At 30.3% G+C, this 13044-nt stretch carries 12 protein-coding genes; 2 read left to right on the top strand and 10 right to left on the bottom strand.

What is annotated here, in order from left to right:
* Positions 1–6 precede the first annotated feature (6 nt).
* From P8F83_RS01090 to P8F83_RS01050, 9 genes are all read right to left on the bottom strand, one after another.
* Positions 7–1806, bottom strand: a complete 1800-nt coding sequence (locus P8F83_RS01090; RefSeq protein ID WP_326513083.1) for a vWA domain-containing protein — start codon at positions 1804–1806, stop codon at positions 7–9.
* 10 nt (positions 1807–1816) lie between these two features.
* A complete protein-coding gene (locus P8F83_RS01085) occupies positions 1817–2698 on the bottom strand; it encodes a DUF58 domain-containing protein (protein ID WP_326513082.1) in 882 nt (293 codons plus the stop codon).
* A gap of 2 nt (positions 2699–2700) precedes the next feature.
* Positions 2701–3678 (bottom strand): AAA family ATPase, encoded by a 978-nt coding sequence (locus P8F83_RS01080; protein WP_326513081.1) that lies wholly within the window; start codon positions 3676–3678, stop codon positions 2701–2703.
* A 12-nt stretch (positions 3679–3690) separates the two neighbouring features.
* Positions 3691–5247 carry a pectinesterase gene (locus P8F83_RS01075; RefSeq protein ID WP_326513080.1) on the bottom strand — a complete coding sequence of 519 codons (1557 nt, stop codon included), beginning with the start codon at positions 5245–5247 and terminating at the stop codon, positions 3691–3693.
* Positions 5247–6107: an ABC transporter permease gene (locus P8F83_RS01070; protein ID WP_326513079.1), complete on the bottom strand. Its 861-nt coding sequence runs from the start codon at positions 6105–6107 to the stop codon at positions 5247–5249. Before P8F83_RS01070 ends, P8F83_RS01075 begins: the two co-directional genes overlap by 1 nt.
* Positions 6097–7041: an ABC transporter ATP-binding protein gene (locus tag P8F83_RS01065; RefSeq protein ID WP_326513078.1), complete on the bottom strand. Its 945-nt coding sequence runs from the start codon at positions 7039–7041 to the stop codon at positions 6097–6099. The genes P8F83_RS01070 and P8F83_RS01065 overlap by 11 nt, the downstream gene beginning before the upstream one ends.
* Positions 7041–9425 carry a hypothetical protein gene (locus P8F83_RS01060; RefSeq protein ID WP_326513077.1) on the bottom strand — a complete coding sequence of 795 codons (2385 nt, stop codon included), beginning with the start codon at positions 9423–9425 and terminating at the stop codon, positions 7041–7043. The genes P8F83_RS01065 and P8F83_RS01060 overlap by 1 nt, the downstream gene beginning before the upstream one ends.
* Before the next feature lie 129 nt (positions 9426–9554).
* Positions 9555–9731, bottom strand: coding sequence for a hypothetical protein (locus tag P8F83_RS01055; RefSeq protein WP_326513076.1), 177 nt, complete (start codon positions 9729–9731; stop codon positions 9555–9557).
* 11 nt (positions 9732–9742) lie between these two features.
* Positions 9743–10384 carry a restriction endonuclease gene (locus P8F83_RS01050; protein ID WP_326513075.1) on the bottom strand — a complete coding sequence of 214 codons (642 nt, stop codon included), beginning with the start codon at positions 10382–10384 and terminating at the stop codon, positions 9743–9745.
* A gap of 181 nt (positions 10385–10565) precedes the next feature.
* On the opposite strand from P8F83_RS01050, the gene rbr reads away from it, so the two are divergent.
* Positions 10566–11153, top strand: a complete 588-nt coding sequence (gene rbr / locus P8F83_RS01045; RefSeq protein WP_326513074.1) for a rubrerythrin — start codon at positions 10566–10568, stop codon at positions 11151–11153.
* A gap of 70 nt (positions 11154–11223) precedes the next feature.
* Positions 11224–12060: a methyl-accepting chemotaxis protein gene (locus tag P8F83_RS01040; protein ID WP_326513073.1), complete on the top strand. Its 837-nt coding sequence runs from the start codon at positions 11224–11226 to the stop codon at positions 12058–12060.
* Positions 12061–12131: 71 nt separating this feature from the next.
* Here P8F83_RS01040 and P8F83_RS01035 read toward each other — a convergent pair whose 3' ends face one another.
* The gene (locus P8F83_RS01035; protein ID WP_326513072.1) at positions 12132–13043 is read right to left on the bottom strand and encodes a PLP-dependent cysteine synthase family protein; all 912 of its coding nucleotides are present in this window, start codon (positions 13041–13043) and stop codon (positions 12132–12134) included.
* Between the last annotated feature and the right edge of the window lies 1 nt (position 13044).

The raw sequence follows: 13044 nt of genomic DNA, 5'->3' as shown, positions 1-13044 counted from the left end.
ATTACCTCAGCTCCTTTTCCCGTAGATATACCATTCTATCATAAGAATTATAATGGATAGAATAATAAGTATAGGTGTCAAATTTCTTCCACCTTTAATTTTAAATTCTTCTTCACCTTCAGATGTTACCCCCTCTTCCTTCATATCAGACTCTAGTTGAGAAGGGAAGTTTACAGCTAAAATTTCTTCTTTTTCCTCTTCTAGTACCTTTTGTTTTACTGTATATATTCCAGTATTTAATGTACCATCATAATTTTTCATAGGAAATCTTAGTGCCATTACTTTTTCCTCGTTGTCAGGAGTATATATTCTTATATCCTCTCCGTTAATATTAGGAGTAAGCTCAACTTCTTCCCCTGCTATATAATCTCCTTTTTCTAATATCCCACTAAGGCTCAAGTAATTAATCATATTATGAACCATAATAGGAAACTGTGGTTTTAATACTATATCACTATCATTTAACTTAAATGGAAGTACTATTAATTTTCTTCCATCCTTTTCACCATAAAAGGCTGCTTCTTTTTCCCCTATGTTTAAAAAACTTTTTAAATAACTTGCTTTTTCTATATCCTTAAAGCTTCTTACCCCAAACTTAATATTTTTTATATTCTCTGTTATAGTGTTACTTTCTGTTACCTTACCTTCTCCACCCTCAATATCTTCTCCTACTGTAAACAAATCATTTGTAGGAGTATTTATAAATATTAAATTTCCTTTTGCAGGTAGTGAATCAGGAACAATTCCATCAAATATATAAATATCATATTCATCTTTTTCATTGTAATTATCTAAAGAATTAACTTTAAATACCTCTATTCCTTGGACAGTAGCTAATGCTTTTTCCATGAAAATATTCTTTTCTGAAAGCAATAATATCTTTTGACTTTTCTCTGTTCTAACCAATGAATAATATACATTGTCCTCCATGAGATCGTCTTTTTCTGATAGTTCTCCCTTAAATATAGATATATTTCTGTCCGCAACCTTAAATGAAACATTGACACTTTCTCCTGAAGATAAGTTTAAAGACTTTACTTCAAGAATTTTATCATCTCCATAAAGTGAGAAGTCTCCCTCATAACTCTCAGCTCCCCTATTACTAATCCTAGCAACAACAGAAATATTATCTTTTTCTAACTTATAGCTTACTAAATCAATGGATGCATTTTTCCCTTTCCTGGCTAAATTATATATACTGCCTTTAACATCCTCTAAAGAAAATTCTTTATCGGTTATGAATATAGCCTCACTACCTTCTCCAGAATTACTTAGGCTTCTTACTAAAGATAATGAATCTTCTATATTACCTGAGCTATCTGTAACTTTAAGATCATCTATTTTCTTTATAATTTCATTTTTATCTCTTCCATTTGAAAGTTCAACTTTACTTTCTTTTCCTGAGGTTATTATAGTGATATTTGCGCCTTCTTTAGTTGAATTAATAAGCTTCTTTATCTCTTCTCTTCCTCGTTCAAACTTTGTTAGCTCTCCTATTTTCCCTTTCATACTACCAGTAGTATCAAATACTAAAATTAGATTCCTAAATTCTCTACCTCCAAAAAGGGTTAGTGGCTCTAAAAAAGAAAATATTAAAAAAATTAATATTAAAATTTGCAAAAACATAAGAATATTTTTTCTTAGCTTTTCCCAAGGGGTTTTTGCTTTTACATCTCTAAATACTTCCCTCCAAAGAACTAAGGAGGGAACATCTTCATTTTTTCTCTTCTGTTTTAGCATGTATAATAATATAACGCCTGCTATACTTAGAGAAAATAACAATGGCCATAGTCTTACAAAGCTCATATTCTCCTCCTTATTTTCTATTAATTATTCCCCTAGAGGTAAATTCTTTGAATATTATTTTTTCTAAATTATCTTTGGTATTAGCTAAAATATAAGTTGCTCCATATTTTCTACTCAAGGTTTTTATATCCGTAATAAACTCATCAAGTTTATCTTTATATATTTCCATTGCTTTTCCATAGAGACTTATATCCATTTTATTATCTTCTTCTATATCATTTAGCTTTAAATCCCCTCTTAAAGTAGGCTCAAGCTCCTCTTGACTCAATACTTGAACTAATATTATTTCCTGCCCCTTATGTTTTAAAAAAATCAAAGTTTCTTTTAATTCCTCTAAATTATAAAAATCAGATAAAATTACACTTATACCTTTTCCCTTAATAGGCATAGTTTTAATATTTCTACCTAAATTAGTAGTCCCATTAAATTCTATAGCTTCTAAGTATTTAAGTATTCTGTTTATACCTGCTCTTCCAGAAATAGTTATACCTTCTTTATTTTCTTCACTATTAAAAGGAAATAATTTTACTCTATCATTTCCATTTAATACAATATGACTTATAGCTCCTGCTAGTCTTAAAGAAAAAATCCCCTTATTAAGAGCACCAAAGTGCATAGATTTACTTGTATCTATAAAAATATTAAATAAGGCTTCTCTCTCCTCCATAAATATCTTAAGATATAACTTATTAAACCTTCCATAGGCATTCCAATCCACTCTTCTAAAGTCATCACCTGGGCTATATTCTCTAAAATCAGAAAACTCTACACTAACTCCTTTTTCTTTTGACCTTCTTCCACCTGCATAAGCAGAATTAATAGGAGTTTTCATGATAATCTTTAAATTTTTAAGCTGATTAAAAAAATCTTTGTCAAAAATTTTCTCCTCCATAACTATATGACCTTAATTTCTTCTATAATTTTATCTATTATATAATCTGGAGTTATACCTTCTGAAACCCCTTCAAAGTTAAGGAGTATTCTATGTCTTAAAATTGGATAAGCTACGTTTTTAATATCATCAAAACTTACATTATATCGCCCTTCCATCAAAGCTCTAACTTTAGATGCATTAAAAATCCCTTGAGCTCCTCTTGGACTTGAACCTATAGCTACATATTTTTTAGTTATTTCAGGAGAATCCTCTAACTCTGGATGAGTAGCAAGTACAAGCTTTAGAGCATACTCCTTAACCCCTTCTGCCATAGGTAAATCCTTAACTAAACTTCTTATATTTAATATATCTTCACCAGATATTATCTCATTTAGCTCCACTTTTTTGTTTGTTACTGTTATATCCATTATTTGCATAAGCTCATCAAGGTTTGGAAACTTCACTTGCAGTTTAAATAAAAATCTATCTAACTGTGCTTCTGGTAGAGGATAAGTCCCCTCCATTTCTATAGGATTTTGAGTTGCTAAAACCATAAATGGCTCTGAAAGTTTATAGGTATTATTACCAACAGTTACTGTCCTCTCCTGCATAGCTTCTAATAGCGCAGACTGAGTTTTAGGAGTTGCTCTATTTATTTCATCTGCCAATAAAAGATTTGTAAAAACAGGTCCTTTTTCAAATTTGAATTTATTTACTCCTTCTTCATTAACTATGATATTTGTTCCAACAACATCTGCTGGCATCAAATCAGGAGTAAACTGTATTCTTGAGAAAGAAAGATTTAAAACTTTAGATAAAGTCTTAACTAACTGGGTTTTTCCAAGTCCAGGTACTCCTTCTAAAAGGATATTTCCGCCTGCAAATATCCCCATTAAAACTCCATCTATTATATCTTTTTGGCCAACTATTCCCTTACCTATTTCTCTTTTACATTCCTCTATTTTTTCTAATACACCTTTTATGTTATCTACGTCCATATTTACCCTCCACTACTGTAATTCTTTAAAATACTCTTTTATTATGTCTTTTAAATAATCAGGTATAGAATTTCCTTCTAATCCTTCTATTGCTTCCTTAGAATAATCCCCTATTATACTATCTAAGTTAACAGATCCACCTCTTTCATTAATTCCATTATTAGAATATCCTGTTTGAGAGTTTCCTGTTTGACCTTTTTCTCCAGTGAGATTTTCATCTCCTCCTTCATTTCTGCCTGGTATATATACCTGCTCTCCAGATTTATCCGATGAATCTCCCTGATTCCCATTTTTACTTCCATAATTCCATCCTTGACCTGATCCTGAGCCCTGACCAGCTCCAGAACCACTTCCTGACCCTTGACCTGATCCCGAACCGTTTCCTTGACCATTTCCCTGTCCGTTCCCACTACCTGCTCCTTCACCTTCTGAAGAACCATTAGATTCAGATAAGCTTCCATCCTGAGCATCTTTAATAGCTTTTGCAGTAGCCTTTTTGTTTTTATCACTTAGCTGTCCTTGTCTAGCTTCATTCGATAAATTTTCTAGTAACTCTTTCAAATCTTCATCAGATACTTCTGAACTAGCTTCACCTAAGGTATTAGAAATTTCTCCTCTTTCTAAATCCCCCATGTTTTTAAGTGCATCACTTAATTTGTTTAGTTCATTATCTATATCCTCTTGGTTTTTACTTTCTAACGCCTTTGCAAGTTCTTTTGTATCTTTATTTTTATTTAAAGCTTCTTTTAATGCTTCTAAATCTTTTTCATTATTCTTTTTTCGCTCTTCTTCTGCTTTAGGATTTAAAGAGTTTCTTATGGAGTCTAGACTTTTTTTAACCTCTTCATTTTTACTTTCCTTTTTTTCTTGAGATAATTTTTTATCTATTCTTTCCATAGCTTTTTTAAGCTCTTCCTTATTTTGAGCTTTAGCTATTTCCATCTTATTTTTTTCTAAAATCTCTTTAAGTTTTGTCTTTTCTTCTTCTGTTAGTTTTTTATTTTCTTCTACCTTCTTTTTTTCTTCTTCTATTTTTTTAGTTAATTCCTTTTGTTCTTTTTTTAAATTCCATAATTCCCTGCCTTGACTCTTTGCACTTGTAGGTAAAAATACACCTAAAGAAAATAAAGTTAACACAATTAATAGGTAAGTTATCATTTTTTTATTAACTTTTATAGGAAATATTTTTTTAATATCTAATTTTTTAAGTGCCTCTATTGTATCCTCTTTTTGAAGCCTAGCGTATCCCTCATCTTGACCCATAAGTTCTAAAGAAGTAGTAACTCTTTCATTTAGCCCCTTTGAATCTAATATCAATGCCTGCTTTTTTATATTAGGAAATGTAAAAAGGGCTATAACTAGCCCTCCTACTAAACCTGATGTCAGAAAAAATATACCTAAGAAGATACCTTCATAAAAAGGCGTAAAAAGGGATAATAAAGTTAGAACTGCTCCTAAAAGAGCGCCTACAAAAATTCCAAGTAAAGTCTTATCTATAAGTATTTGTACTTTAATTCTTTTGCCTGCTTTTTTTATATACCCTAATATCTGCCTTTCTTTATCTTCCATTATTTTTTCTTTCTCCTTTTCTTTAATGGATTTAGCTTAACTGCCGCACCCCATAAAAGTAATATAGTTAACACAACTTCAACAGCTATATTATATATCCAAGCGTTTCCTATAGCTTTAAATTGGTTTAATCCATTTATTATACTTGTTGCTCCTACTCCTAACTGGTTATAAACTACCGATCCATATCCAAGTCCAGGATTTAGATATAACCAAAAAGGTATATTAGGTTCAAACATTTGTCCTGTCATACTAGCAGCTCTTGATTTAATCGAATAGTATAAAACAGTTATAATCAAGGTTCCTATAGCTAAAAATATCAATAATCCATAAGATGCTGCTGTAGAAGATTTTGTGCTTTTTAGTACTGATGAAAAAAATAATCCAACACTACCACAAAATATAGCTGTCATTATATATAAAAGTATCATTTGAATTATATTTATTATACTAACTCCACCTAAAGATAGAGTTATCGCAAATACAGGCGTAGATGCAATTATAAGTAATACTACTTTGCTTAAAGACGCCAACAGTTTACCTAATATTATGGATAAAGGTGACATTTTAGTAGATAATAATATATCTAATGTACCTCTTTCTCTTTCTCCACATATAGCTGAAGCTGTAAGTGTAGGACTAATCATACCTATCAATATGAATTCTATTAAAGTAACTGTAAAATAAAGCCCTACAAGCCCACTTAAATTCCCTCCATATCTTACACTTGATAAAATACCATCAAAAACTAGTATAAGTAACCCACTTAAAACACCTATTGAAATGGATAGAGTCAACGGAAACCTAATGCTTCTCATAGACAGCATTAGTTCTTTTCTCCACACTGGATTAATTTTCATTTTTTTCTCCTCCTCCACTCATTTCAGTAATTTTCATAAATACTTCTTCTAAATTTCCACTACCTTGGGTAAATGAAACTACATCTATTTTCTTTTCAATTAACGTCCTTAATATACCATGAGATTCTTCTTCACTACCACTAAATCCAAATACCAATTCTTTTTCATTTAATATTGGTTTATCTAATCCTGGTATTTCTCCTAAAACTCTTAAGGCTTCTTCTACCTTAGTAAGTACTCTTACCTTTATTGGCCTAGCATGATTCATATTAACCATAATTTCATCTACAGTTCCTTGAACTATTACCCTGCCTCTTTCTACAATTGCTAAATTAGTACATAACTCAGCTAATTCAGGTAGTATATGAGATGATATTAATATTGTTTTCCCCATATCTTTAAGATTTTTTAGAATATTTTTCATTTCAAAACGAGCTCTTGGGTCCATTCCTGAGGCTGGTTCATCTAATATTAATAAATCTGGATTATGAACAAGACACCTTGCTAAGCAAAGCCTTTGCTTCATTCCTCTAGAAAGACCATTTACATTTGAATCACTTTTATCACTTAAGTTAACTAATTCTAGTAAGTCATAACCAAGCTTTCTTCCTTTATCACCTAATATTCCATAAATAGAAGCATAAAACTCTAAATATTCTATTGCTGATAAATTATCATAAACTCCAAAGAAATCAGGCATATATCCAATCTTATCTTTTAATAACTTATTATTTTTTACTGCATCCACACCATCTAAAAAAACCTCACCACTATCTGGGTATAAAAGTCCTGATATTATCTTCATTGTAGTTGTTTTTCCTGCTCCATTAGGTCCAACAAATCCAAATATTTCTCCTCTATTTATCTCCATACTAAGACTATTTAGAGCTTTGAATTTACCATATGATTTTTCTAAATCTTTAATTTCTAACATTATTTAGCCCTCCCCTTAACTGCTATTTGAGGTGTAGCTACTGGTCCATTATTAGCATCATTTACAGTTGCCTTAGTCATTATTTTACCATCTTTTGAATAAGAGTCTCCCTTTATTTCTACTTTTCCTAAATCTATATTAAGTTCCTCATAAGAATTAGTTTTATAATTATAAACTTCAAATTTACTTATTTTTTGAAGATTTCCTCCATAATTATTATTTGAACTAGTATCTTGCATAAAATATATGGTTTCAACATTTAAATTCTTTTCTACAGTGTAATCGAGATAAGCATCTCCATTTTCATAAATATACCCGTTATAACTATCAAATCCACGTACAGTACTTTTAGAATTAAGTTCTGGAGCAATTAATCCAAATGGATATTCTATAACGCCATTATTCTCATAACTTAAATTTAGGGGAATAGCTACTAATGTCTTCTCTTTTTTATCAACTTTAGCTACACCGATATTTAAGTTCTCAGCCATTACTCCATCAATATATCCAATTAGGTAGTTCTTTCCTATGGTTATACTATTACCTCCATAGATTTTTAGATACTTATTAGTAAAGTATTCTAAATCTGAATATTTTATATTATTTCTTAATCTCTCTTCCATATCTTCTGGTGTTTGAGCACCACTAAAATTATTAATATCGGAATTAAAGTCATTAAGATTCTTATATTTAACTTTTACTTCAGATAAATTTATAGACTGCCCCTTCTCTAAATTCCCTAAATCATAAATTCCAGAAGCAGTTAATAAATAGCTGCTTTCAAGTTCAAAGTCTAAAGTGTTTTTTAGGTTCCCTTCTATTTTCCCTTCTCTAAAATAAATATTACTATCTATTTTACCTATTTTCTTATTTTCTCCTGCTAGTGAAAAATAAGCTGGTGAAAATGGAGACATACCATTATTTTTATATATTCTTTTGCCATCAACATAAGATACTTTTTGAGCTATATTTTTCTTAAACGAATCCTGATCTCCCTGTCCATACCATTGATTCATAAGTAAATTATCAAGTTTAGAGTTTTCCGGTTCTTCAACGGATAAATCACCTTTATAAGGAAACATAATTCCAACTACAGAGTTCAGTTTACCTTCTCCAGCATCATCTACTTGTATAAAGTTTTTTATGTTCATTATAGGATTTCTAAGTCTCGTAGTTCCTCCTACCAATGATATAATCACCGTAAATACTAATCCCATAACTGGAATAGCAATCCATAATCCACTACTCTTTTTTAATTTCTTAAATATTATAAACATTATTGGTCCGACTATTAATGCATAAAGTATCAATAAACCAAAGAGTACTTTTAGATTAGGCAACTTAATATCAACTACGTTACCAACCATGGTTTGAACTCTATGATCCATCTCTCCATATTGATAATTTGCCTCTAACATAGCTGAACTTACTGAGTCTTCAAGAACTTTAGTAATACTACTTTTACCTATTTGAGTTTTAAATGGTTCTGAACCTAAAGCATATGAGGAAATTACTATAGCTCCAGAGTTTTTAGTTTCTTTTTGAAAATATCCTTGATCATCAACAATTTTTTCCCCATTTTTTATAGTAAAAGGTAAAAGTTGATAACCATTTATAGTTTTTAGCGTATCTGTACTTACTCCTAGATAACCGTCCTTGAACATGGATAATGTTTTGTTACTATATACTCCAGTTCCTACAATAAGTAATTTTCCTTTTTCTACCCATTGCTTTATTGCGGTAATCTGTCCCTTAGATAATTTAGAAGTATCAAAGTTATCAATTACTATTACATCATAAATATCTAATATCTTAGAATTTTCCTTCAAAAAATCCACTGGAACCGCCATAACTGTAGTCTCAAAATTAATCCCACTAACTTTAGAAGCATTATTTTGACTCTGACTTAGACTTAATGAGTTCATGTAGGACAAACTTTCGCTATCTTCAGATAAAGCTCCTACTATAAGCTTATTTTCTGAAATTCTTCTACTATTGCCTAATTGAAACTCTTGTTCATATATAACTTTATCATTTTGATTTATTCTTACCACTATCTTATTTAGGCTATCCCATACTGGAATACTTAAAACTAACGTCTTTTTATCACCAGAAGCAATACTAATTTCTTGAGAAATATCCATTCCTCTTCCATCTTGTATCGGGTAAATAACGTCTAGCTCTCCCTGTATGTCTTTCCCTAAACTTTCCACTTCTAAAGTTATAGGCATCTCTCTGTATGATTTATAAACGCCATCAACTCCAAATGTAGGTTTAACTGTTATTACTTCCTCTGCACCTTTTGCAGCCTTTACAGCTTTGTAAGGTATTAATATAGAAAAAATAAATAGAAACATAAATAATATCGACACTTTTTTTCTCATTCTCTCACCTCTTAACAATTCCTGTAATTTTATTCTACTAGAGATTTCATACTTTTACCGAAGAAATTTATTAAAACTTTCTTAAGATATTACTTTTTGGTAACTTTTTTACTAAAATTTGCTTATAAACTACTTTATTTCTTTAATAAGCTCTGATTTTAACAGTTCACTTTTGCTAAATCCTCCTTTAAAACATCTTATCTGCTTATATTTAATTCCATTAAGTTCAAAATCTAAAACATCAATTCTATCAGCTTTATATATTATTGGCTCTGTTCTTCCTATTAAAAAAACTTTCACTTCCATTTTTTCTCTCCTTAATTAATTTTTTCTGTATATTTACATCTAGGATAATTTGTACATCCTAAAAACTCACTATATGGTCCTTTTCTTACTAATAAATCTGCCCCACATTTAGGACACTCTCCATTTTTTATTAATTTTATAACATCTCCCCTATCCCATAACCTAACATTATTAACTTTTGCAAGATTAATTGCATTTTGGCTATAATAGTTATTAGTAATAACCATTGCATCAGTTGCTTTGTAATACTTTATTGATGCAACTACTTGTTGTACAGCTTCCACACCAACTGTATTTTTCCATCTTTTAGCTTGAATTACAGTTTTAACTCCCCTCTTTTTAACTAATAAATCCGCTCCATAATCTCCTGTTATTGGTGTTAACATTGTTTTATAGCCCTTATTCTTAAAAACAACTTGTAAAAACTCTTCAAACTCCTCACCTGACATGTTATCTATCTTCTTAATTGTAGAATTCTTAAGATTATCTTCTCTTCTTTTCTTATATAGTACATAAATTCCACTAAATAATATAAACATAAGTATACTTATTAACTTATTTAAATTTATAAAAAAGGAATAAATCATAAATATGCAATATATTATAAACAGTGTTATTTTTAGTTTTTGGCTTTTGTTTAATCTCTTTTTCATTTTTACTCCTTTATTTATTTTATATCAGACTAATTATAAAATAAAATAGGTTAATATGAAACCCTAAAAGCAGTCTTTAGAAGCATTATTAAAAGATAATTGCTCTTTGAAATTTACCATTTATTATGTTACAATAATTAATGTGATAAAATATACCATTTATTTAAGAGGAGGAATTTTTATGCCATCATTAAGAGGAACTGAAACAGCAAAAAACCTACTTGCTTCTTTTGCAGGTGAATCTCAAGCAAGAACAAGATACACTTATTATTCAAGTGTTGCTAAGAAACAAGGATACTTACAAGTAGCTGAAATATTCTTAGAAACTGCAGAGCAAGAAAAAGAACATGCTAAAAGATTCTACAAATTTTTAAAAGAAGAATTTAAGGATGAAGCTATAGAAATCACAGCTTCTTATCCAGTGGCCCTTTCTGACGAAACTATAGACAACCTTAAATATGCTGCTGAGGGTGAAAATGAAGAATGGACTGAACTTTATCCACAAGCTGCTGAAACAGCTAGAAAAGAAGGTTTCCCACAAATAGCTGCTGCTTTTGAAAATATAGCTAAGGTTGAAAGCTTCCATGAAAAAAGATATAAAAAATTATTAGAGAATATTGAAACTAATAAAGTTTTTGAAAGAGATGAAGTTGTTATCTGGAAATGCGGTAACTGTGGATTCTTATTTGAAGGAACTAAAGCTCCAGAAAAATGCCCAGCTTGCCTTCATGATCAAAAATATTTTAGATTATTAGATGAAAATTACTAAAAGTAATCAAACGGGAAGTAAATTTTATACTTCCCGTTTTTTAATACATATAATTTTAGGAGGCTAATATATGCATAACTCAATTTCTGATAACTACATAATTGATTCCTTTTATAATCTTCTTCCCTATTTTCCTTTTATGTTTGATGATGATGTATCCTTTGGTATAACAGATACCCAAAAATATCTAAAAGTTCAAAACTCTAAATCTTTAGTTTTAAAAATAAAAGAAGGAGACAAAATTCCATCCTCTGGAGCTGCTTATGATGCCATAAAGTCAGGAGAGGTAATTGTGAAGATTGTTCCTAAAGAAGTCTACGGAGTTCCATTTAAATCCTATGCAATTCCAATAAAAAATGAATATAATGAAGTTGTTGGTTCTATACTTATGGGGAGAAGTTTGGCTAATAGAAATGAGATACTTTCCTTATCTCAAAACCTAACTATTTCTCTAAGTGAGATATCTAAAGCAATCAGCGCCTTATCATCTGGTGTTCAGAATGTTTTAAATATGAATAATGATATTTATACAAAAGTTCAAGTAGCAGATGAATCTTCTAAAAAAACTGATGATATTTTAAAATTTATACAAGGTATATCAACTCAAACAAATATGCTAGGTATAAATGCTGCCATTGAAGCTGCTCGTGCTGGTGAACTTGGAAAAGGATTTACAGTAGTTGCCTCTGAAATCAGAAAATTATCTTCCTCAACAAGTGAATCAGTAAAACAAATTGATGAGGTATTAAAAAGTATCAGCTCATCTATAAATAACATAAGTAGCAATATAAATGAATCAAACTTAATATTTGAAGATCAAGTGGCAACTCTTGAACAAATTGCTGCATCTATTGAAGAATTAAATGCTTCTTCAAAAAGCTTAATTAGTTTGTCTGAGAAAATATAAATTAAAAAAACTGTTGAGTCTTTTACCTTCAACAGTTTTTCATATATTCTAGTAAATCTAGTACTTATTATCTAATCAAATATATTTTTAGAAAAATATCTATCACCTCTATCTGGGAAAATAACAACTATATTTCCACTATCTATATCTTTACTTAAAGCCATAGCAGCTGCCATTGCTGCACCAGATGAGGAGCCAACCACAATCCCCTCTCTTCTAGCAAGTTCTTTAACATAATAAAAAGCTTCCTCATCCTTAACCTTTTTTACTATATCTATATAGCTTAAGTCCATAGTCTTAGGTATAAAGTTATTGCCTATCCCTTCTATTTTATAACAGCCTTCAATTCCTCCACCAATAGTAGACCCATATGGATCACCAAGTACACCTTTTATCTTAGAATTACGTTCCTTTAAATATTTTAAAACTCCTGTAATAGTTCCTCCACTTCCAGCACCTGCAACAATATAATCAATTTCCCCGTCTAATTGTTCGTATATCTCTTTTCCCGTAGTTTCATAATGGGCCAAGGGATTAGCATCATTTTCAAACTGCTTTAGTGATATACTATCTGGAATAGTTTTTAAAAGCTCCTCTGCCTTATCACAAGCCCCCATCATTCCCTTTTCTTTAGGTGTTATTATAAGTTCTGCTCCTAATGCCTTTAATAAAGTTTGCTTTTCTGTAGAAAACTTTTCAGGAATAACAAATATAACTCTATAACCTTTATTTAAACTTGCCAAGGCTATCCCTATCCCTGTATTACCTGCAGTTGCTTCTATTATAGTTGATCCTTTTTTTAAGTTACCTTGCCTTTCTGCTTTTTCTACCATATACAAGCCAATTCTATCTTTGCAACTTCCTCCTGGATTTTGTCCTTCTAATTTTCCAAATATATTTATCCCACTTTTCACCTCAAAGTTATTCAGCTTTATAATAGGAGTATTTCCAATTAACTCTCTAATTCCATTAGCATATTTCAAA

This window comes from Clostridium intestinale (genome assembly GCF_035905475.1).
Lineage (GTDB): Bacteria > Bacillota > Clostridia > Clostridiales > Clostridiaceae > Clostridium_T > Clostridium_T intestinale.
Note: the sequence above shows the minus strand (reverse complement) of the source record. Positions and strands in the feature narration are given on the sequence as shown.

Coding starts and splice junctions, on each gene's coding strand:
- P8F83_RS01090 (WP_326513083.1), bottom strand. CDS start 1,806: ATGAGCTTTGTAAGACTATGGCCATTGTTATTTTCTCTAAGTATAGCA.
- P8F83_RS01085 (WP_326513082.1), bottom strand. CDS start 2,698: ATGGAGGAGAAAATTTTTGACAAAGATTTTTTTAATCAGCTTAAAAAT.
- P8F83_RS01080 (WP_326513081.1), bottom strand. CDS start 3,678: ATGGACGTAGATAACATAAAAGGTGTATTAGAAAAAATAGAGGAATGT.
- P8F83_RS01075 (WP_326513080.1), bottom strand. CDS start 5,247: ATGGAAGATAAAGAAAGGCAGATATTAGGGTATATAAAAAAAGCAGGC.
- P8F83_RS01070 (WP_326513079.1), bottom strand. CDS start 6,107: ATGAAAATTAATCCAGTGTGGAGAAAAGAACTAATGCTGTCTATGAGA.
- P8F83_RS01065 (WP_326513078.1), bottom strand. CDS start 7,041: ATGTTAGAAATTAAAGATTTAGAAAAATCATATGGTAAATTCAAAGCT.
- P8F83_RS01060 (WP_326513077.1), bottom strand. CDS start 9,425: ATGAGAAAAAAAGTGTCGATATTATTTATGTTTCTATTTATTTTTTCT.
- P8F83_RS01055 (WP_326513076.1), bottom strand. CDS start 9,731: ATGGAAGTGAAAGTTTTTTTAATAGGAAGAACAGAGCCAATAATATAT.
- P8F83_RS01050 (WP_326513075.1), bottom strand. CDS start 10,384: ATGAAAAAGAGATTAAACAAAAGCCAAAAACTAAAAATAACACTGTTT.
- rbr (WP_326513074.1), top strand. CDS start 10,566: ATGCCATCATTAAGAGGAACTGAAACAGCAAAAAACCTACTTGCTTCT.
- P8F83_RS01040 (WP_326513073.1), top strand. CDS start 11,224: ATGCATAACTCAATTTCTGATAACTACATAATTGATTCCTTTTATAAT.